This is a genomic window from Sphingomonas sp. AC411 (assembly GCF_979253035.1).
Genome location: NZ_CEEDAQ010000001.1, coordinates 3,525,836 through 3,543,624 on the forward strand (window position 1 = coordinate 3,525,836; position 17,789 = coordinate 3,543,624).

27 protein-coding genes, 1 tRNA gene and 2 pseudogenes are annotated in these 17,789 nt (G+C 64.8%); 19 read left to right on the top strand and 11 right to left on the bottom strand.

Annotated elements, in window-relative coordinates; translation table 11 throughout:
• Window positions 1–88 precede the first annotated feature (88 nt).
• From AC0IX7_RS18030 to AC0IX7_RS18045, 4 genes and pseudogenes are all read left to right on the top strand, one after another.
• Entirely contained in the window at window positions 89–403 is a 315-nt protein-coding gene (locus tag AC0IX7_RS18030) for a hypothetical protein (RefSeq protein WP_471813214.1), read from the top strand.
• Window positions 358–1,029: a hypothetical protein gene (locus AC0IX7_RS18035; RefSeq protein WP_471813216.1), complete on the top strand. Its 672-nt coding sequence runs from the start codon at window positions 358–360 to the stop codon at window positions 1,027–1,029. The genes AC0IX7_RS18030 and AC0IX7_RS18035 overlap by 46 nt, the downstream gene beginning before the upstream one ends.
• Before the next feature lie 326 nt (window positions 1,030–1,355).
• Window positions 1,356–2,513: pseudogene (locus tag AC0IX7_RS18040) on the top strand (DEAD/DEAH box helicase); the annotation flags it as partial.
• A 410-nt stretch (window positions 2,514–2,923) separates the two neighbouring features.
• On the top strand, window positions 2,924–3,250 hold the full coding sequence (locus tag AC0IX7_RS18045) for a TRCF domain-containing protein (protein WP_471813943.1): 327 nt from the start codon (window positions 2,924–2,926) through the stop codon (window positions 3,248–3,250).
• A 3-nt stretch (window positions 3,251–3,253) separates the two neighbouring features.
• On the opposite strand, the pseudogene AC0IX7_RS18050 reads toward AC0IX7_RS18045, so the two are convergent.
• Window positions 3,254–4,170, bottom strand: a pseudogene (locus tag AC0IX7_RS18050) (N-formylglutamate amidohydrolase).
• Between the two features lie 81 nt (window positions 4,171–4,251).
• On the opposite strand from AC0IX7_RS18050, the gene cpdR reads away from it, so the two are divergent.
• Both cpdR and AC0IX7_RS18060 read left to right on the top strand, forming a co-directional pair.
• On the top strand, window positions 4,252–4,629 hold the full coding sequence (gene cpdR / locus AC0IX7_RS18055) for a cell cycle two-component system response regulator CpdR (RefSeq protein ID WP_471813217.1): 378 nt from the start codon (window positions 4,252–4,254) through the stop codon (window positions 4,627–4,629).
• 44 nt (window positions 4,630–4,673) lie between these two features.
• A tRNA-Val gene (locus tag AC0IX7_RS18060) sits at window positions 4,674–4,748 on the top strand.
• 11 nt (window positions 4,749–4,759) lie between these two features.
• Here AC0IX7_RS18060 and AC0IX7_RS18065 read toward each other — a convergent pair.
• The gene (locus AC0IX7_RS18065; RefSeq protein ID WP_471813219.1) at window positions 4,760–5,665 is read right to left on the bottom strand and encodes a site-specific integrase; all 906 of its coding nucleotides are present in this window, start codon (window positions 5,663–5,665) and stop codon (window positions 4,760–4,762) included.
• 28 nt (window positions 5,666–5,693) lie between these two features.
• Window positions 5,694–6,101, bottom strand: a complete 408-nt coding sequence (locus tag AC0IX7_RS18070; RefSeq protein WP_471813221.1) for a hypothetical protein — start codon at window positions 6,099–6,101, stop codon at window positions 5,694–5,696.
• On the opposite strand from AC0IX7_RS18070, the gene AC0IX7_RS18075 reads away from it, so the two are divergent.
• Complete coding sequence (locus AC0IX7_RS18075) at window positions 6,080–6,394, top strand: hypothetical protein (protein ID WP_471813223.1); 315 nt, start codon at window positions 6,080–6,082, stop codon at window positions 6,392–6,394. The genes AC0IX7_RS18070 and AC0IX7_RS18075 overlap by 22 nt on opposite strands.
• Before the next feature lie 290 nt (window positions 6,395–6,684).
• Here AC0IX7_RS18075 and AC0IX7_RS18080 read toward each other — a convergent pair whose 3' ends face one another.
• From AC0IX7_RS18080 to AC0IX7_RS18115, 8 genes are all read right to left on the bottom strand, one after another.
• Complete coding sequence (locus AC0IX7_RS18080; protein WP_471813225.1) at window positions 6,685–7,074, bottom strand: hypothetical protein; 390 nt, start codon at window positions 7,072–7,074, stop codon at window positions 6,685–6,687.
• Window positions 7,071–8,399 (bottom strand): ParB/RepB/Spo0J family partition protein, encoded by a 1,329-nt coding sequence (locus AC0IX7_RS18085; RefSeq protein ID WP_471813226.1) that lies wholly within the window; start codon window positions 8,397–8,399, stop codon window positions 7,071–7,073. Before AC0IX7_RS18085 ends, AC0IX7_RS18080 begins: the two co-directional genes overlap by 4 nt.
• Window positions 8,400–8,647: 248 nt before the next feature.
• Window positions 8,648–8,917: a hypothetical protein gene (locus AC0IX7_RS18090; RefSeq protein ID WP_471813228.1), complete on the bottom strand. Its 270-nt coding sequence runs from the start codon at window positions 8,915–8,917 to the stop codon at window positions 8,648–8,650.
• Window positions 8,918–9,085: 168 nt separating this feature from the next.
• Complete coding sequence (locus tag AC0IX7_RS18095; protein WP_471813230.1) at window positions 9,086–9,412, bottom strand: hypothetical protein; 327 nt, start codon at window positions 9,410–9,412, stop codon at window positions 9,086–9,088.
• Between the two features lie 2 nt (window positions 9,413–9,414).
• Complete coding sequence (locus AC0IX7_RS18100; protein WP_471813232.1) at window positions 9,415–9,687, bottom strand: hypothetical protein; 273 nt, start codon at window positions 9,685–9,687, stop codon at window positions 9,415–9,417.
• Entirely contained in the window at window positions 9,684–9,854 is a 171-nt protein-coding gene (locus AC0IX7_RS18105) for a hypothetical protein (protein WP_471813233.1), read from the bottom strand. Before AC0IX7_RS18105 ends, AC0IX7_RS18100 begins: the two co-directional genes overlap by 4 nt.
• A 703-nt stretch (window positions 9,855–10,557) precedes the next feature.
• Window positions 10,558–11,037, bottom strand: coding sequence for a hypothetical protein (locus AC0IX7_RS18110; RefSeq protein ID WP_471813235.1), 480 nt, complete (start codon window positions 11,035–11,037; stop codon window positions 10,558–10,560).
• A gap of 241 nt (window positions 11,038–11,278) precedes the next feature.
• Window positions 11,279–11,551, bottom strand: a complete 273-nt coding sequence (locus AC0IX7_RS18115; RefSeq protein WP_471813237.1) for a YdaS family helix-turn-helix protein — start codon at window positions 11,549–11,551, stop codon at window positions 11,279–11,281.
• A gap of 845 nt (window positions 11,552–12,396) precedes the next feature.
• Between AC0IX7_RS18115 and AC0IX7_RS18120 the strand changes: the two genes are divergently transcribed.
• From AC0IX7_RS18120 to AC0IX7_RS18175, 12 genes are all read left to right on the top strand, one after another.
• Complete coding sequence (locus tag AC0IX7_RS18120) at window positions 12,397–12,831, top strand: helix-turn-helix domain-containing protein (protein ID WP_471813239.1); 435 nt, start codon at window positions 12,397–12,399, stop codon at window positions 12,829–12,831.
• A gap of 58 nt (window positions 12,832–12,889) precedes the next feature.
• Window positions 12,890–13,249, top strand: coding sequence for a hypothetical protein (locus tag AC0IX7_RS18125; RefSeq protein ID WP_471813241.1), 360 nt, complete (start codon window positions 12,890–12,892; stop codon window positions 13,247–13,249).
• A gap of 47 nt (window positions 13,250–13,296) precedes the next feature.
• Complete coding sequence (locus AC0IX7_RS18130; protein ID WP_471813243.1) at window positions 13,297–13,746, top strand: hypothetical protein; 450 nt, start codon at window positions 13,297–13,299, stop codon at window positions 13,744–13,746.
• A gap of 16 nt (window positions 13,747–13,762) precedes the next feature.
• Entirely contained in the window at window positions 13,763–14,077 is a 315-nt protein-coding gene (locus tag AC0IX7_RS18135; RefSeq protein ID WP_471813245.1) for a hypothetical protein, read from the top strand.
• A gap of 129 nt (window positions 14,078–14,206) precedes the next feature.
• Window positions 14,207–14,578: a hypothetical protein gene (locus AC0IX7_RS18140; RefSeq protein WP_471813246.1), complete on the top strand. Its 372-nt coding sequence runs from the start codon at window positions 14,207–14,209 to the stop codon at window positions 14,576–14,578.
• A 211-nt stretch (window positions 14,579–14,789) separates the two neighbouring features.
• Window positions 14,790–15,092, top strand: a complete 303-nt coding sequence (locus AC0IX7_RS18145) for a hypothetical protein (protein WP_471813247.1) — start codon at window positions 14,790–14,792, stop codon at window positions 15,090–15,092.
• A gap of 58 nt (window positions 15,093–15,150) precedes the next feature.
• Window positions 15,151–15,693, top strand: coding sequence for a hypothetical protein (locus AC0IX7_RS18150; protein ID WP_471813248.1), 543 nt, complete (start codon window positions 15,151–15,153; stop codon window positions 15,691–15,693).
• A 405-nt stretch (window positions 15,694–16,098) separates the two neighbouring features.
• Complete coding sequence (locus AC0IX7_RS18155) at window positions 16,099–16,266, top strand: hypothetical protein (RefSeq protein WP_471813249.1); 168 nt, start codon at window positions 16,099–16,101, stop codon at window positions 16,264–16,266.
• Entirely contained in the window at window positions 16,263–16,901 is a 639-nt protein-coding gene (locus AC0IX7_RS18160; protein ID WP_133019031.1) for a DUF3164 family protein, read from the top strand. The genes AC0IX7_RS18155 and AC0IX7_RS18160 overlap by 4 nt, the downstream gene beginning before the upstream one ends.
• Entirely contained in the window at window positions 16,898–17,098 is a 201-nt protein-coding gene (locus AC0IX7_RS18165) for a hypothetical protein (protein WP_471813251.1), read from the top strand. The genes AC0IX7_RS18160 and AC0IX7_RS18165 overlap by 4 nt, the downstream gene beginning before the upstream one ends.
• The gene (locus tag AC0IX7_RS18170; protein WP_471813253.1) at window positions 17,091–17,450 is read left to right on the top strand and encodes an HNH endonuclease; all 360 of its coding nucleotides are present in this window, start codon (window positions 17,091–17,093) and stop codon (window positions 17,448–17,450) included. The genes AC0IX7_RS18165 and AC0IX7_RS18170 overlap by 8 nt, the downstream gene beginning before the upstream one ends.
• Window positions 17,447–17,788, top strand: a complete 342-nt coding sequence (locus AC0IX7_RS18175) for a hypothetical protein (protein ID WP_471813254.1) — start codon at window positions 17,447–17,449, stop codon at window positions 17,786–17,788. The genes AC0IX7_RS18170 and AC0IX7_RS18175 overlap by 4 nt, the downstream gene beginning before the upstream one ends.
• The last annotated feature ends 1 nt before the right edge of the window (window position 17,789 follow it).

Here is a 17,789-nt window from a genome sequence, read left to right on the forward strand (position 1 = left end):
AATCGAACGAACATCCTGATCCAGGATAGGATCACCGGAACGTGCATCTCGGGGCTCACGTTGAGCGCCTAAAGAAGGATGCGTATCGGTGCTTCAGGTCAGTCAGCAGGTCGTCAACGAGCGTGTCATCCCTCTTGCCGCGGGACCGATAGCGGTCGCGGTCGTCGAAGGGCTGGAAAAGGGCGACGTGATCTGCGTTGCCGCCGACGATCAGCGCGCGACGGAGATTGCCGGAATCGCGGCGGCGTTCGCGCCGGACGCGCTGGTGGTGCACCTGCCGTCGAGCGACGCGTTGCCGGGGACGACGCGCCTGCATCGCCCGCCAATGTCGGCCGTCGGGTTGCAGCCCTGCGCCAGTTGCGTGCGGCGACGGAAGCCAAGGCGCATCCTATCCTGCTCGTAACGACGGCGGAGGCGACTGCGGTTCGGTATCCGGCGCCGGCAATGTTCGATGCGGCGCCGCCTCGGCTTGCGGTCGGCGACGGGATCGACGTCGATGCCTTTGCCGAAATCGCGGCGGAGATCGGGTATATCGTCGACGACCGGGTTGACGAGCCGGGCGAGATCGCGTTGCGCGGCGGTGTGATCGACGTCTTTCCGGCGGACCGCGAGCATCCCGTGCGGATCGAGTTCGCCGACGGCGTCATCACCGGGCTTCGCAACTACGACCCGGTGTCGCAGCTGGCGAGGGCGATATCGATCGCGTCGAGATCGGTAGGGCGACCGAGCCGTCGGTCGAGGATGGCGTCTCCGTTCTCGCGCATCTGCCGGATTCCGCGATCGCGTTCGACCAAGGCGCCGAGCGCCGCCGGACTCGCTTTCTGGCGATCGCCGCAGATGGCCTGCCGCGCCGCAAGGCTGCCGCCGATCTGGTCGACGACAAGACGTGGCAGGCTGCGGCGGCCGAGCGCGATGTGCTGGCGATCGAAGGCAGCGATGCGCAACCGCCGCGTTTCGTCGAGCGGCGCGATCCGGCGCGCGCATTCGCCCGGTTCGCAAAGGATAGTCTGGCCGATGGGCGGCTGTTGATCGTCGGCTCGCCGCGCGATCTCCGGTTCCTGCAACCCAGGCTCGAACGCGCGGCGAAGATCGCCTTCGTGCAGGTCGAGCGCTGGTCCGACGCGCATGCGGCAAAGCCCGGCAGCGCGATGATGCTAGCCGCCCCGATCGACCGGGGGTTCGTCGTCGGCGGCATGACCGTGGTCGCGGGCGCGGACCTGCTCGGTGGGCGTGCGCGCGCAGACGAGATCGCGGGCAGCGGCGCGGGAGCGATCGCTGCGCTGGCGAGTGAACTGCGGTGCGGCGACGTGATCGTCCATGAGGAGTTCGGCATCGGTGTCGTTCGTGGGCTGGAAATGCTGCCGGGAACGGACGGCGATGCGATTGTCCTGGAATATGCCAAGGGCGGGCGTCGTCTGGTGCCGGTCGCCGAGGCCGACCGGATCTGGCGTTACGGGGCCGAGGTGGACGCCGTGACGCTCGACGCGCTGGACGGATCGTCGTGGCAGAAGCGGCGCGGCGCGATCGATTCGGCGATAGCCGAGAGCGCGCGCGATCTCGCCGCGATCGCTGCCGAGCGCGGGGCGCTGACGACCGATCCGATCGTACCGGACCGGGCGGCGTATGAGCGTTTCGCTGCCGGGTTCGCCTTCACCGAGACGCCCGATCAGGCCCGCGCGATCACTACCACGCTTGCCGATCTGGCGAGCGGCAAGCCGATGGATCGGCTGGTGATCGGCGATGTCGGCTATGGCAAGACCGAGGTTGCGCTGCGTGCCGCCGCCGCAGCGGCGCTGGCGGGACGCCAGGTCGCGATCGCTGCGCCGACGACGGTCCTCGTCCGCCAGCATATCGAGACTTTCACGCGCCGGTTCGAGGGCAGCGGTATCGTCGTTGCCGGGCTGTCGCGTCTGTCGAGCACGGCCGAGAAGGCGCGGGTCAAGGCCGGGCTTGCCGACGGATCGATCCAGGTCGTGATCGGCACCGGGGCGATCGCCGGCAAGGGCGTCGCCTACAAGGATTTGGCGCTGGTGGTGATCGACGAGGAGCAGCGCTTCGGTGCGGCCGACAAGACGAAGCTGCATGCGCTTGGCGTGGGCCACGTCCTTACACTCAGCGCGACACCAATCCCGCGAACGTTGCAATCGGCGATGATCGGTTTGCAGGGACTGTCGGTGATCGCGACTCCGCCTGCGCGCCGCCAGCCGATCCGGACCGCGGTGGCGCATTTCGATGACGCCGCCGTCCGTGCCGCGCTGCGCCGCGAACGTGCCCGTGGCGGCCAGAGCTTCGTGGTCGTGCCGCGAATCGACGACCTAGCGCCACTCTGCGCTCGGCTTGCCAAGCTCGTTCCGGAACTCGGCCTCGTCCAGGCGCATGGCAAGATGCCCGCAGCGGAGATCGACGAGGCGATGGTCTCGTTCGCGGCGGGCGACGGCGACATCCTGCTCGCGACCAACATCATCGAGGCGGGGCTCGACGTGCCGCGCGCCAACACGATGATCGTCCACCATGCCGACCGTTTCGGCCTGTCGCAGCTTCACCAGTTGCGCGGACGGGTGGGGCGCAGCGGGCGGCGCGGGCAGGTGATGCTGCTGACCGATGGCGATGCGACGATCGGCGAGGCTACGTTGAAGCGCCTGCGGACCTTGCAGGCGTTCGATCGGCTCGGCGCGGGCTTTGCGATCAGTGCGCGCGACCTCGATCTGCGCGGTGCGGGCGATCTGGTCGGCGAGGCGCAGGCCGGCCACATGAAGCTGATCGGCATCGATCTGTACCAGCATCTGTTTGGCCGGGCATTGCGCAAGGCACGGCTCGAACGGGAGGGGATACGCTGGTCGACGACTGGATCCCGGAACTGCATCTGGAACTCGGCGGATGCCTGCCCGAGGAGTGGATCCCAGAGACCGAGGTACGACTGGCTTTGTACGCCCGGCTTGCGCGACTTGACGGTGTCGCCGCGCTCGATCAGTTCGAGGCTGAACTCGACGATCGTTTCGGCGCAATGCCCGATCAGGCGCGGCGTCTTCTCCAGGTCGCGCGGATTCGAACCTTGGCAAGGGCTGCGGATATTCGGCGGATCGATGCCGGGCCTGCCGCGATTGCGCTCACGCCCTATGACCGGCGGACTGCAAAACCCGTGGGCGACTTGGTCGAGAAGAACGGTCGCTGGATCGCCGGTGAAAGCATCGCGGATCCGATCGAACGGGCCAACCGGATCGAGGAACTGCTCGACGCGCTCGTCGCGTAGCGCCTATTCCGCGGCCTGTGCTAGCGGGGGCGACAGCGCCTCGTCGGTGAGCGCGACCAGGATGGCGCGTACCAGATCGACGACGCGGGCAAAGCCGGCGCCCGGTGCGTGGAGTTTGCGATCGAGATAGAGTGTGCGGTCGAGTTCGAGCTGGACCGCATGGATGTTCGCACCCGGACGGGCGTGCCGTTCGAGGATGTGCCCGCCGGCATAGGGGTGTTGATCGCGGTCGAGAAGCCCCGCGCGGTGCATTCGGTCTCGACCCGCGTCACGAACCGCGCCGCCGCAGCGTGACCGAATCGATCGCCCAGCACGATCCGCGTGCCGCCGGGGCCTAGTGGCGGCATCGAGTGCAGGTCGAGCAGCACCGCCACGCCGAACTGCGTCTTTGCCGCCTGAAGCGCACTGGAGATCGCCGCATGATAGGGACGATGATCCTGCGCAATGCGGGCGGTGACGTCGGCATCGGTGAACCGCCGCGCCCAGAGATCGCCCGCGCCCGACACGCGCCGTGGCACCAGCCCCAGCCCGCTGCGCAGCTTGGCGGACTGCTGTGCCGGTGCCACCGATGCGGCGCCCTCGTCGAGCAGCGGATCGCGTTCGTCCTCGCTACGGTTGAGGTCGATCCACGCGCGCGCCCGCGTCTGGACGATCGTCGTCTGGTTCGTCCGTGCGGCGCGCGCGACCGCATCGACCAGGCGGTCTTCGAGCGGCAGCAACGCTGCGAGCGGTACGCGGAGCGCGGTCTTCAGCGCCAGCGGATATTCCCGACCGGCATGCGGCACCGACAGCACCACCGGGCTGATCGGCGGCATCGCGCCGAGGCGTTCGAAGGGGAGGGGGCATCGCCCTACGCTAGGGCCGTGAGGCCATCGGGGCAATCGACCTCCCGCGCAACCCGGTCTCCCGTCGCGCTTCATGGTCAATGAACTGGAAATATTAACCGCTTTGCGCGTAGGGCGAGGGCTTAAATGTATGAGTGAAAACGGGGCGTTAGATCGATGTTGCGAATTCTGCTGGCCGAAGACGATCAGGTGATGCGCGAATATCTGACGCGTGCGCTCGAGCGCTCCGGCTACGACGTGACGGCGGTCGATCGCGGTACGGCGGCGATTCCGTTGCTCGAAACCGAAAAATTCGACCTGCTGCTGACCGATATCGTGATGCCCGAGATGGACGGGATCGAGCTGGCGCAGAAGGCTGGCGAGATGTGCGCGGACCTGCGCGTGATGTTCATCACGGGCTTTGCTGCAGTGACGCTGAAGGCGGGCCGGGCGATGCCGCACGCCCGCGTCTTGTCCAAGCCGTTCCATCTGCGCGACCTCGTCGCGGAGGTCGATCGCCTGTTCGAGATGGATAATATGACCGGCGTGCATTGAGCGCTTGCACGCCGCGATAACCGCGGCTAGTGGAGCCCTCCGGCGGGCGTGTAGCTCAGTGGTAGAGCACTGTGTTGACATCGCAGGGGTCGCAAGTTCAATCCTTGCCACGCCCACCATTGAATTGGCTCTATCCGGTCATTTTCACCTCCCGAGGGAAAATGCCGGATAGAGACAGTTCGGCGCAGTTTCGGCGCAGAGCGCCTGGCGAGCGCATCTCAATCTCCCCCAAAATGTCTTCGAGAGCCCGGAAAACGGTGTCGAATCGGCCGATCGCGTACGTCTCGGTCGAGCCGCTGACGTCGTGACCCATGAAGCCCTCGAGATCCCACTTCGCTACGCCACGGTTGCGCACGATCGTCGCAAGACTGTGGCGGAGCAGGTACGGCTTCCATTCGCGGCCCTCGGGCAGCTTCAGGTTGCGCAGCATCGTCTTCCACGCCGTGTCGACGTCGAGGACGGAGCGCCCGTAATAGTTGACCAGGTAGCCGGCACCCTTGCGGGCGGACTTGTCGAGCTTCTGGTAGTCGACCAGCTCGGCGCGAAGCCACTGCTCGAGCACAGGCAGGACCGGGATCGCCGGCCTGTATTTATTCGTCTGCGCGCGGCCGAACGGATTGAGGTCCAGCGTAGGCGAACCAGGAAACCACTGCTCGCGATCGGGGCGACGCAGATATCGACAACCGAGATCGGGGCGCGCGATCGTGCAGAGCGATGCGACGATGAAGGCGTGAAGCGACGCCCGCTTCTCATTCTGCTCTGCCGCGTAGGCGAGCATGTCCGCCAAGACCGGGACGTCGACGCGATGCCGACGCGGCCGCGAAACCTGTTTGCGCGGACGCGGCTTGTAGACCGGCCGCTTTTCCGACCGCGGAGGATCCGCGTTCACGGCGTGATTCAGCGCCGCTGCCACCTGCAGAACAGACTCTTCGGTCGTCGCGGCCGCGCGCGGCTTCGAGACCGTGATCGCGCCAGCCTTGTTCCGCCACACGACGGGTTGCTCGGCCGACCAGGCGCGAAAGGCAGCGATGAACACGTTGCCCGCCGCGGCCGCGCAGCTGGTCTCAACTCCGAACACGCCGCCCGTCCGCGAGATCCTCAGCGTCGAGGAAGTCGAGCACGTGCTTCAACCGCGCCTGGATGCTGTCGGCCGACGAGGCGAGGTCGCCCTTCTCCAGCCGGTAGTCCGCGATCGCGTCGACGAGCAGATACGCCTCGGCCGACGCGGTCGGCTGGCCGCATGCGTGACAGAATGCCGGCGCTTCGCCGCGATCGGCTAGATAGCGGCGGTCGAGGGCGACGATGGCTTCGTCGTCGACTTCCGTGCCCGTAGAGACGCTTGCTTCGCGTCGCGCGGTGGGATCGTACCAGAAGATGTACCAACGAGGCGAACGCTCGGTCCCGTCTTCCCTCCGGAGTTTGTCGAGCCAGTATTTCCCCCGGCGATAGAGTGGCGTTTCGCGACCCGGCATCTTGTCTGTTCCTCGAGAAATTCTGTTTTGGCCTGGTGCAGCAAGTCGATCAGCCCGAGGCTGACAAGAAGATCGAGGTCGGCGGCGGTCAGATCGATGCCGCGGCCGACCTCGGAGGCTCGGCTGATCTTGCGATCGATCCGAACGATGGAGGGAGGTTCGGCGGCGCGCGCACGGCCGTTCATGGCGATGCTCATGCGATCATCTCCTCTGCAGTTGAAAGGCATTCGGGCGGGAGGCCAGCGCACTCGCATCGCGTTGCGAGAAGGCAAATGCCCGCGTCGTTATGGTAGCCCTCGTGATGACCGCAGGGGCAGGCCTTCGGTCCGCGGGGGTAGCACCACGACGGCACATACGGACTATCATCCGGCGGGCCGCGGTAACTTTCGCTGATAGGACCCGGCATCACTCGACGCCCTCGAGCTGGCGCACGGCGATCGCGTACAAGTTGCCCGCTTGATGACGAACTACCTGCCAGCCTCCTGACGCGTGGACGTCCTCGACGGCGTAAGCGCCGTCGCGAGACACTGCGCGAGCTATGTAGCCTAGCAACAGGATGGCGTTGCCAGTGACGCCCATATCCTCATCGACGGATGGAGGGGCAGGCATAGCGCGGAAGTGCGTCACCTTGCCGTGCTGCATCTCCTCGATGGGGCTGTCGTGGTATTCCCCCGCTGGTTTGAGCCCACCACCACGCGCCACCGTAGTGCTCGGGGTCGTAGTAAGCTTCGCCAACAACCGGTTCGCGATCCCCGCCCGTGACCGCGACAATGACGGGATTGCTCTTGCCGGTAGGTTGCCCGTCGAATTTCGCGATAACTTGCCAGCGATCAGATGTAGATGCTTCAATCGCCAGCCGGCGCCGCGCAAAGTGCATCTGGATGCCCGTTCGCATGTATTCGGGGATCGACTGCCAATAGTCTTCCGGCAGCCAGTCCACGTCTGCAGCGGTTAACACGATATCGCGGATCATACGTTCCCCCGAGTCGTAATCATCTGGTCGACGTGCGAGATCGCCGCCTTGCGATGCGCCGGAACCTGATCGGCCGGCACGAAAATCTGCGCACTGAGCATGAAGCCCTCGACGCCGGCGATCGTCGCGGCGAACTGGCGATCGCTGTTCGCCTCGGGCCAGAAGACGCGGCCCTCGAACGGCGTTCCAGCGAACGGACCGACAGCGAGCCGGCGAGACCAACGGATGATCTCGCGCTCGCGATACGCGGCCGCGTCGCGCTCCCGATCGGCGGCGACGTCAACCAACACGGGCCGATCGATCGCGCCCTTCTGCGCGATCGGCACGAACGCGTACCGAGGATCCGCGATCAACTGGCCATCGGCATTGATGCCGACGACGACGTGCACGTTGAAGCCGTTGTTCCGAACCGTCCGCCAGAGCTTGGGATGGTCGGCCCGCTGGATCATGACGAACCCGACCGGCGGGCGCAGCTTCTCGATCGTCCCGAAGGCGTGCAGCCGCAGAGTGGGGACCTTCACATAGCCGACGATCGTTAGCGCCCATGCATCGTCCGCCTTCAGCTCCTCGAGCAAACGCATGGCCTGAAAGTCGACCATCGCATTTGCAGCCGTCTCGAGCACGAACGGCTGCGCGAGAACGCGATCCTTGCCCGGTTCGTTGAACAGGTCGTCTTCGTACGTACCGCCGTCCCGGGCGTAGATGTCGGGCCCAACGAAGCGGAACAGCGGATCGGCGGTGTCCAAGCCCTTCATCCGGAGCGAGTGGCGGATGCTTGCGGGATCGTGCGCGGTGCGGCCGCGCTTGGCCTGGTTCTCGAACACCTCGAGCTGCAGCACGGGATCCTGGCTGGTGGCGTACGCCATGGCCGCGTCCAGCGTGATCTGACGCTCGGCCAGGGCGTTGAGCACTTCCGGGACTAGCTCGGCCAAGCGCAATCGCTGTTTCACGACGCGCTCCGAAAAACCGAACCGCTTTGCCAGATCTGCCGGGGAGCTGGAGCCGCCCTCCATCAACTTGGCGAACGCGAGGAACTCGTCGACGGGGGACATCGTGCGCTGCTGCAGGTTCTCCGCGAGCGACAGCTCAACCGCCTCGTCAATGCCGCGGATCAGAACGGGCACGAGGAAGCTATCGTCGACCAGGCCGCGCTGCTTGACGATCCGAAGCGATTTCAAACGCCGGCCTCCACCCACGATCTCGACGCGTCCGCCATCCTCGTAGCCGATCAACGACTGCAGCAGGCCGTGCGCCTGGATGTCGTCGGCAAGCTGCTCGCAACCTTCCTCGATGCGCGTATGGCGAACGTTCTCCGCTGCGCGCATGAGCCGGCCGAGGGGAACAGCTGCGGAGCGGACGGAACAAGCCGGGTCACCGGCCCCGTCACCGCCTTCGCGGCCGGCTTAGTTCCTAGCGTCAGGATTTCGCGGCCGGCGCGGGGCGCTCGGGGCTTCTCAACGGTCAGTGCTTTCGTCATGGTGCATGGATCTCCGGCTTTGCGGCCGTGAGCGCATGTTTCGACGAGCGGCCTTGAGGTGCGCTCACACCGGCGGCGGGAACCGTCGGCGCGTCGTTACCGGGGAGGGGGCGCAACCCGGCGCGTCCCCGAACTGGCGGACGCGATCGCATCCTCGATATCGGTCTGGCGATCGTCGACCGGGTATTCGCCGTAGCGCACCGCCATGTAGACATCAGTCCACGTCTGATGTTTGGTCGCGTCGTGGTGTCGCGCCGCAACGCCCTGCGCATGCCCGCCGATCCACATCGGATCGCTACCGCCGCAGACGAAACACCCGGCGCGAACATCGCGGCTGGTAAACGTCGGACGGTCAGCAAAGGGCATGCGCTTGCCCATCAGCGGCGAGCCTTGACCCGCCAGTTTGCAAACGCGAACACGCCGAGGCAGAGCAAACCCGCCACGACGATCGCGATCACGAAACCGACCAAGATCCAGAACCAGGGAGCCATCAGGCCTGCACCTCGTTCGACTGGTTTCGAGCGCGGCGCGGGGTCACCGGCTACGCTCCGATTCACGCGCCGCACGGGCGGCAATGACGCGCTCTTCAGTCGCCAGATCACGGATTGTACCAGCTGCAGCTTTCAACGCGGCGACCTGAAGTTCTGGCTCGACGGCCAGGCGCTTGATCTCAGCGAGCAACGAATCCGAAATGAGACCCGGCTTTACGGACTTCAGCAGTGCAGCGACGATCGTCAGATGCGCTGCGTTCGTATCGAGTACCTTGGCGGCGACTTCGAACGCGTCGGCCTTGTTGAGCACGATTGTCGGCGGATTGTCGCGGAACTGCCTTTCCAGGCGGCGAAGGACTTCGTCCGGCATCGTCACAGCCCCACCATCGCGCCAAGTCCTGGACCGCCCGCGATAAGGTCGACCAGCCATGTGATGACAACGCCGAGGGGCAGGCTGACGGCAATCAGCATGCCCGTGTGACGCGCCTCAGCCGCAAGGGCTTCCGCTTCCTCGTCGTCGAGTTGGCCTTCGACGTCGACCAACGAATGATCGAGACGCAGCGGTGCAGGTTGAGTTGTGGGGTCGAACCCTACCCATGTCCCGCGGCGCGGCTGCGTCTCGCGGACTGTGCCGTTGATGTTCATCGACGGTCATCCTTTCGCAGATGGTGACGGAGGGCGGTGCAGGCGATCGCCACAGCGAGGCCGACGAACACGACGCCAGCAGCGGCATGCCCGGTGAGCCCGGCGCCGATCCCGGCGCCGGCCGTCATGATCGCGGCGGTCACGACGGCGATGGGACTACGCAGCATCTGTGCGCGCTCCTTCGGAATTGCTGACGGCAGCAGCCCTGATGATCGCGAGGCGATCGGCTGGCTCGTGTGTGAGGCATGCGCTGCATAGGTCGGTGTCGACCCAAGAGCATGGTCCAGCGTAGCCAACGCAGGGATCCGCCTCACTGCAGGCGCATACGACGCATAGGCGGGGAGCATCGACACCCTCCGCTGAAAGAGCGACGAGCACGCCGAGGTCGAACTTCATCACTTGGTAAAGCACAACGATCGTGTTGAACGACGCAGGCATCTGGTCGCTCTCGATCTGAGCGAGCCAGCCGCGACGTAGGTGTTGCGCCCATCGCGGAACGGTCGAGATCCGCTCTGCGACGTCAGCGATCGATAGCCCTGCCGCCTCGCGACGTTTCTTAAGGTACTGACCGGGGTGAGCGTCATGATGCGACCCGCTGATGGGCAGGCGCACCCGCGGCGACGTCGACGTAGTCGATAGCGTCAAGCAGCAGTCGCAGACCTTGCGGGATGTCGTGATCGCTAGCCAGATTCAGCGCCTGAAGCACGTGAGCCTGCTCCCGAAGGGCTTTCGATATGTTCGTGAGGGCTTCGCGTCGGTCAGGCATGAGAAGGTGTCCTGGCAGCAGAAAACCGTTCCCGGTCGCAGGATGACGCGGCAGGATCGGCAGGTTGGCAGTACGGAGCGCGGCGATCGCCGCGGGACGTCAGATCACGGCGGGGGCTCGGGAAGGGGATCGCCAGTCGCGAGAAGTGCGATCGTCGTGGTCGACTCGCGTACGACGTCCTCAAGCTCACGGATCGCGTGCGCGCGCTGAGCAGGACCAGCGGAAGGCATGCTTGCGAGGACGATCGCCTCGTTTGCCTGGGCGCCTTCGCGAATCTGAATGCATGCACGCTGGGCAAGTGCGATGCCGCCAGCAAACGCCCTTTCGCGAGCCACCTTCACCTGCAAAGCGAACGTCTCGAATAGCGGGCTGCCTTCGCCACCCTCGCTCTGATAGGCGATATCGAGGGCGATCGCGGCCGGCATTGGCATCTGCTGGTCCGGCTTGCCGTCATAGCCCCAGGCACGAACGGTAGACTCGTGCCGATCGACGATCCGCGCGAGATCCTTGTAGCCGTTCGGGAACTGACCAGCGATCCGCGCGAGTGCGGCGTCGATCGACATCGGAGCTTTGACGATCGTCATGCCGTCACCGCGAAAAGTTGGCGCCGATCGTTGGGGACGATCGGCGCCGGGACGTGCACTTCAGGGAGTAGCAGACAAAGGGCTGTCGCCTGGTCGTGTCGAATGACCAAGCGCGAGTTCCGACCGGTCTGCGAGCGGCCGAAAAGGTGGAATGGTGACGTCGACGACACTTGCGGGTGGGAATGCCGTCGACGCTCGCCGCCAAGCTGGCGGGCAAGAGAAACTGATGGACCAGCCGACGTCATCGCGCCGGCTCCAACGGTACCGAAGCATCGACAGGAGCCTGTGGCGTCGAATCGTCATGCGGGTACACATCGGGGTTAAGGAGATGACGGGATACGGCTGTCGCGGCCTCAGCCTTCAGCACGTACTTCGCCGAAAGTGGCTTTCCATGCTTCAGGCAAAGCCAGATCGTGCCTTGGGTGCAGCCTACGATACGAGCAAGCGCCGACTGGCCGCCAGCGATCTTGACCGCCCTGCGCAAAGCTTCCGTCGGAGATTCGCTGCTGCTCATTCGTATGAGCTATGAGCAAAATCGTACCTTCGCAAGAGCAAACTCCAAGAGCTAACTATTTTGCTCGTGGTAGACACCTCGCTGTGAGCACCGTCGCTGATCGCCTTAGACAGGCTATGGACCTACGAGGGGTGGATCAATCCGCCCTGGCGCGGTCCATTGGCGTGACTCAGGGGGCCATCAGTCTGATACTCCTGGGTAAGACCCGGCATTCTAAGTATCTGCCTGCCATCGCGATCGAACTGAACGTAGCATACGAATGGCTGATCGGTCGGGCGGAGGACATGGAGGGGATGCGCCCATCGAACACCTCCTAACGCCCGACGAACTTTCTATGATCGAGCAGATCCGTAACCTTCCAAGCCTCGATCGATTAGCGGTTCGGCGTGTAGTGAATGGGGTGGCTAGTCTTGCTAGCCCCGCCCATGGGAGCGCATCGCTTCCTCCGGAAGCCGCTCTTGTACAGATGTTTAAGGCGTTACTCGCGGGGATCGACCCGAAGGCGTCGCAGGACGAGCAAGCTCTGCTGCTTGCACAGCGACTTCCCATCGGGCTGTCGCAGCTGCGAGATCTGCTTCCTGACTCGGCGACCGCGATGCCACACCGCCAGGGACGACCAGCAGTCGATGCAGCTCGCGCCACGCCGCATCCCGAACCGACACGGTGACCGAACACATGATGTCGCATCGCGGGCAGTTATCGATGCATCCCGGGTTTGCTTTGAAGTATGCGGCGACCACTGTTGGCCGACTAACCCATTTCTGGGTTCGGTCGCGAATAGTTACGTTCAAAATTGATCTATCATACGTCGCGCCGGCCTGCGTCCCGCGGGCATAGGGCCGGCAATGGATAAGCTTTCGCCTCGGCAGCATGCATGCCTGAAATTGGTCTGGGAGAAGCAGGCGACCTCCAAGGAGATCGCGGCCGAACTTGGCATCTCCAAGACGACCGTGGACGGCTACGTCGCCGAGGCTGTCGCGGCGCTGGGGGCACGCGATCGGCGAGAGGCCGCGGCGATCGCCTTCGGTGAGAGGCCCCGTACAGCGTCAGGGGTGATACAGCACGGGTGGTTAGCGAGGCTGAGCTGGTGCCATCAGCGACCGCGTCGACGGAAGGGTTTCTGGCGTCACGGCCTTGGCGTTCGTCGAGCCAACCGAGGAATACGTTATCGCTTGCGCAAACGCTGGGCTGGATCGCGATCATCGCGATCGGGTCGCTCGCTGCGCTTTCGCTGGCTGCTTCGATTGGCAACGGACTGCCCCTGGTCGCGAAACCGGTGATCCATGCCGTCCGCACTCTGACACACTAGCGGGGGCCAACCCTGCGAAAAGGGGCCATATGCTGAAGCAACGTCGTGATGAAGTCTCCCGCACCGTAACTGCCGCGCTGATCGACGTCGAAAGCAACATCGACAACGCGCTCGTTTCTCACGGCCATCTGCAGATCGCGGTTATCCAGGGCCGTCGATCGGCGAACCTACCGCTCGACGCAGGGCAGCCTGGTATCGATAAGATGGCAGAAGCGGTCGGCCATCTGATTGCCGCTCGCAAGGCTATCCACGAGGCACATTACGCCTTCCGGCAGGCACGCACCGACTTGCGTATGCCCGTGACCTCGTACGGCGACTTCGGCGATACGCCGGACATGGCCACCCTTCAGGCAGAGCCCGCCGCCTTGACGCTCGTGCAGGCAGCGTGACGTGCCATGGTTGACGCACGGGGCAGGGTCGGGCGAGGGAGCGCGGCGTGAGCCTTATTCTCTTCCTAGTCTTGCTCGTGTGTTGCTGCGGCTACTCGCTCATACGGGGCGGTGCACCGGAGCGGATCGGGGCGGGCCTGCAGGTCGGCGCGTTCGCGCTCAACCTCCCGGTGCACTTCCTTCTGGACGCCAGCGGTTACCGCTCGGCCATCGTCGGTACGGCCGTAATCGACGTCTTGCTGCTGGTCGCCCTGATCGTACTGGCTTGGCGATCAACGCGCTTCTGGCCGTTATGGGTGTCGGGCTGGCAGCTCGCCGCGATCGTGGCCCATCTGGCGAAGGGGCTCGATCCTGGCATGCTCCCGGCCGGTTACGCCATCCAGGCGCAGATCTGGGCCTACCCGATGCTGTTGGCGACCGCGGCCGGTACGTTTCGGCATCGACGCCGCGTGGCGGCGGGCGATCCGGATCCGGCATGGAAGTCGATGCCGGCATAAGCAGCCGAGGAATGCGATGACGCCGGCGCACAAAGCAGCTGCCGAGTTGCTCTACACTTCCAGACGTACCCGAGACAAAGTCTTCGGCGCAGACCGTGAAGGGTTCGGCGAGCCTGGCTGGGATATGCTTCTCGCACTTGCCGCGTTCGGTCCGATGGTTGCCGTCAACCTCTTCCACCGCGCTGCCGGCCCGAACCCGGGGACGTATCTCAACTGGCTGATATCGCGCGAGCTGGTGGCTTTGACCGAACGGGACACCGTCGAGATAGCCGAGCGGGGGCGGGCGCTCCTGGTGCAGTATCTCGATCATGAAATGCCGGCGAAACCGTAGGGGTATCGCCGGGGTACATTGCGAAGCGGAGCAGCCAAAAACGGCCAATTTCCGCGCGTTTGAGAGGGCTGCGGCGGAGGGTGTATCCGCCGCGAGGTTGATCAATTCACAATCAAAGGACGGGATATTATGGCTGACGGCTTGATAGGATCGATGGAACGCCTCCGTAAATTTCGGTCGACCTTCAACGAAGGCGACATCGTTGACGAGGAAAGCGGTCTTACGGCAGATGACCTCACCGCCGTTATCGACGAGATGGCGGTCGTCACGCGCGACGTTATCCACATTCGCTCGCCAGGTACCTCAGTGCAGGACACGTCCGACACAGCAGACCTTGCCGAAGTAGTTCTTTCGCTTTCGGATGCGATGGCGCGAATGGGTTTGCTGTTCAACGCTCGCATTGCGAACGAGCCTCTAGCGATAATAAATCCGCTGATTGCAGACTGGAATGAATCTCTTGGACGTCACTTGCGCGCGCGCGAGAGCTTCACCAGACGATAACAGGAGAGGTACGAGGGGGCGGACAGCGAGCGGACCATTCTACTCACCGCTACCCTCGTGCATTTCGCCGCGATTCGCCCTATGTTCCGCCTGGGGATCTGGGGGAACGATGGAGGCATATTCAGCGGTGTTACCGGCCCGAGCGAGCAGAAAGCAGCAGGCCCTCGATTTCATTTCCCACTACATCCTCAAGCACGGCCGTAGTCCCGCAATGCGCGAGATCGCGCTGGCGCTGGACGTCAGCGACACTCGCGCGAAGGCGTTGGTCAAGAAGCTGGCATTCGAGAAGATGATCGAGCGCGCAGCCGGCGCGCAACGCGCGATCACCGTTCCCGGTTTGCTCGAGCGGCAGCTGCTCGATCGCATGCGTCAGATGGGCGTCGTCGTGAACGAGGATATCGCCAGCGCCGATCGCGTGCTGCCGTTACCACAAGGTCATCTCCCGCTCGTGGCGATCCTAGAGCATATCCCTGACGTCGACGCCGGGGATCCTCATGCCACACCTACCTACTGACGAAGCGTTCTCGCTCGCTGGATCCCTTGAGCGCGAGGGGCAACGCGTTGCGCACCTGGTGCTTGGCGAACCGCGTCCGAAACCGAAGGGCGCGAACCGGCTCAAGAAGGGCAAGACGCCGGCGATCGTCACGCTCGAGCCCGGCATCGAGGAGCGCGTCCAGTTGCGCGAGCGCTGGTCGCACAAGACGAATGGTACGGCGGAGACGCACGAGCACGCTGCGGTGCAGGCCCGACGCGAGGGTGCGCTTGCCCGCCTCGTCGCTACCGGCGCGATCGACGCGCACCAGCTTGCGGCGGCGGACCAGATCGCGGAAGCGTATCATTCGATCACGGCCGAAGTTGCGGTGCGCACTGCGAACTTGGAGCCGCGCAGTTCAGGCGGCGGTCCGCACAGCGCTTCGTACGCGCCAATCGCTGCCGTGATTCGGGAGCGCGCATACGCCCATTGGCGCGAGGCGGTGGCTCCGCATGGCGCGATGCTGCTCGCCATCATCGTCGACGACATGGCGTTGACGACGGCCGCGCGGGACTGGCGCCTTTCCAATCGGCGGGCGCGATCGATCCTGGTGTCAGCGCTGGACAGCTGGAAGCGCTGCTAGGGGTTACCTTTGGGGAACTTCCCACAAGGACACCTGCCCAAACGGTCACGTAACTCGCAAATCGACCCCGCCACAGTTGTATCCGCATGGCGCCGCTCTTCCCCCTTTGAGCGTGCGTCAGACGTGAAGGGAGATCTGGCATGCGTCACGATGGTCCCCGATCCGGTGCACGGCCTGCCCAGCCGAACTCGAACCTGGCCGATCAGCTCGAACGCATTACACCGCGGTTCGATGAGCTGACCCAACGAGCGCGGCTGGGCATTGAATCAACTGACCTCTACAACGAGCTTGAGGAATTGGCGCAAGGTATCGCGCGCGACATCGTCGCGCCCTTCCGTGGTGTTCCTAGCACCGTCGAGCGTCCGCCCTCTACGTCAGCCGCGACGGCACAAAGGCAATTTGGTGATGGCTATCCCGCGCGAGGCAATCCGGCGTGCCGTCGATGCTGGTCATCCCGACACCGCACTGATCGGCGTGCCGGTCAGCCTGATGCGCGAGATCCTGAAGTTCCTGCCGGTCGAAACGATCGTCGCCATCACCGCGCCGATCGTGTCGCAGGGGACGCCGGCATGACCACCAAGCCGCACCCCGCTGCGATCGACGTCGCCGGCAACCCGTACCTCCGGGACGCCAAAGGCAGCCTGGTCCCGCTCGCCGCGGTCAAGCCGGTCGACCTGCTCATGGACGAGACGGTGCGGGAGATCCTCACCGATGCGCGCGAACTGTCCGCCCTCATCGCCGCGTTCAAGGTCCGGACCTTCGAGCGCGTTGGTGCCTTTCAGGCGCTGCTGGCGCAGGAGTACGGCACGACCGTCGGCGGGAAGAAGGGCAATATCACGCTGCTCACCTTCGACGGGCGCGAGCGGGCTCAGGTGCAGGTCGCTGACCTTCTCGAGTTCGGGCCCGAGCTTCAGGCCGCCAAGGTCCTGATCGACGAGTGCCTCATGGGTTGGGCAGGCGGCTCGCCAGTCGAGCTGCAGGCGATCGTCAACGGCGTCTTCCAGGTAGACAAGGAAGGCCAGATCAACCGGGCCGAACTGTTCCGCCTTCTCCGCCTCGACTTCGACGACGCGCGGTGGCTGCGCGCGATGGAGGCGATCAAGGACTCGATCCGCGTCATCGGCTCGCGCACCTACGTCCGCTTCTACGACCGGCCCGCGCACGACGCACCGTGGCATCCGGTCACGATTGATCTAGCATCGGCATGACTGACCCGACCATGATCGAGGTCGAGGTCGACATGCAGCGTGAACTGCACGCCTTCATCGTCGTGGATAAGGTCACGGGCAAGCGTCGGGCGCTGATCCGGCTCTGGATCGCCTGCCATCTACTTGGCCTGGCGACGGCAATCCTCGGCAGTGGTTTGGAGATCGAGCTGAAGGTCGACGGCAAGCCCCATGGGTAAGCTGAAGGCCATCGGCAGCACGCTCACCAGGCTGAAGCCGACGATGGGCTCCCTAGCCCCCGTTGAGCGTACTGCCGACGCCGATCGCCGTCTCTTCAAGCCATGGCACAAGTGGTACAAGTCGGCGCGCTGGCGTGCCCTGCGCATCACCGTGTTCATCCGGGACCTCTACACCTGCCAGTGGCCTGGCTGCGGCTTTACGTCGGCCGACACGTCGCTCCTGGTCGCTGACCACTGCGACCCGCATCGCGGTGACGAGCGCCTGTTCTGGTTGCTGGCCAACCTGCAGACGCTCTGCAAGCGGTGCCATGATAGCCGCAAGCAGCGTGCCGAGCGTGGAGCCATGCGGTGATCGACGCGTACGCCTTCGCCGGTCCCCGTAGAGAGGGTGAGAACTCGCTAGCGCGCCACGATCGCATGATCGCGGCGCTGCCGGCGTCTGGCGGCACGATCGTCGTCGTCACCGGGCAGATCGGCCGCTACCTCATGAAGTGCCTACGTCACTCCCGCGGCTTCGCCGTGCGGAAGGCATGGCGCTTCGAGATCGTCTGTCACTGGGCTGACTGCGCTAGGCTGGAAGGTCTGCGTGGCCAGGTCATCGTGGACTGGACGGTCGTCGGCCATGCCAAGCCGCACGTGCAGGACCGTCTCAAGCAGATCGTCGCGGACGCCGCAGCCATGCACGCCTGAT

Excerpts from the sequence above, each read along its gene's own strand:
- cpdR (WP_471813217.1), top strand. The coding sequence starts at position 4,252 with ATGTTGCGAATTCTGCTGGCCGAAGACGATCAGGTGATGCGCGAATAT.
- AC0IX7_RS18070 (WP_471813221.1), bottom strand. The coding sequence starts at position 6,101 with ATGCCGGGTCGCGAAACGCCACTCTATCGCCGGGGGAAATACTGGCTC.
- AC0IX7_RS18080 (WP_471813225.1), bottom strand. The coding sequence starts at position 7,074 with ATGATCCGCGATATCGTGTTAACCGCTGCAGACGTGGACTGGCTGCCG.
- AC0IX7_RS18085 (WP_471813226.1), bottom strand. The coding sequence starts at position 8,399 with ATGCGCGCAGCGGAGAACGTTCGCCATACGCGCATCGAGGAAGGTTGC.
- AC0IX7_RS18090 (WP_471813228.1), bottom strand. The coding sequence starts at position 8,917 with ATGCCCTTTGCTGACCGTCCGACGTTTACCAGCCGCGATGTTCGCGCC.
- AC0IX7_RS18095 (WP_471813230.1), bottom strand. The coding sequence starts at position 9,412 with ATGCCGGACGAAGTCCTTCGCCGCCTGGAAAGGCAGTTCCGCGACAAT.
- AC0IX7_RS18100 (WP_471813232.1), bottom strand. The coding sequence starts at position 9,687 with ATGAACATCAACGGCACAGTCCGCGAGACGCAGCCGCGCCGCGGGACA.
- AC0IX7_RS18105 (WP_471813233.1), bottom strand. The coding sequence starts at position 9,854 with ATGCTGCGTAGTCCCATCGCCGTCGTGACCGCCGCGATCATGACGGCC.
- AC0IX7_RS18110 (WP_471813235.1), bottom strand. The coding sequence starts at position 11,037 with ATGACGATCGTCAAAGCTCCGATGTCGATCGACGCCGCACTCGCGCGG.
- AC0IX7_RS18115 (WP_471813237.1), bottom strand. The coding sequence starts at position 11,551 with ATGAGCAGCAGCGAATCTCCGACGGAAGCTTTGCGCAGGGCGGTCAAG.
- AC0IX7_RS18120 (WP_471813239.1), top strand. The coding sequence starts at position 12,397 with ATGGATAAGCTTTCGCCTCGGCAGCATGCATGCCTGAAATTGGTCTGG.
- AC0IX7_RS18125 (WP_471813241.1), top strand. The coding sequence starts at position 12,890 with ATGCTGAAGCAACGTCGTGATGAAGTCTCCCGCACCGTAACTGCCGCG.
- AC0IX7_RS18135 (WP_471813245.1), top strand. The coding sequence starts at position 13,763 with ATGACGCCGGCGCACAAAGCAGCTGCCGAGTTGCTCTACACTTCCAGA.
- AC0IX7_RS18140 (WP_471813246.1), top strand. The coding sequence starts at position 14,207 with ATGGCTGACGGCTTGATAGGATCGATGGAACGCCTCCGTAAATTTCGG.
- AC0IX7_RS18145 (WP_471813247.1), top strand. The coding sequence starts at position 14,790 with ATGCGCGAGATCGCGCTGGCGCTGGACGTCAGCGACACTCGCGCGAAG.
- AC0IX7_RS18155 (WP_471813249.1), top strand. The coding sequence starts at position 16,099 with ATGGCTATCCCGCGCGAGGCAATCCGGCGTGCCGTCGATGCTGGTCAT.
- AC0IX7_RS18160 (WP_133019031.1), top strand. The coding sequence starts at position 16,263 with ATGACCACCAAGCCGCACCCCGCTGCGATCGACGTCGCCGGCAACCCG.
- AC0IX7_RS18165 (WP_471813251.1), top strand. The coding sequence starts at position 16,898 with ATGACTGACCCGACCATGATCGAGGTCGAGGTCGACATGCAGCGTGAA.
- AC0IX7_RS18170 (WP_471813253.1), top strand. The coding sequence starts at position 17,091 with ATGGGTAAGCTGAAGGCCATCGGCAGCACGCTCACCAGGCTGAAGCCG.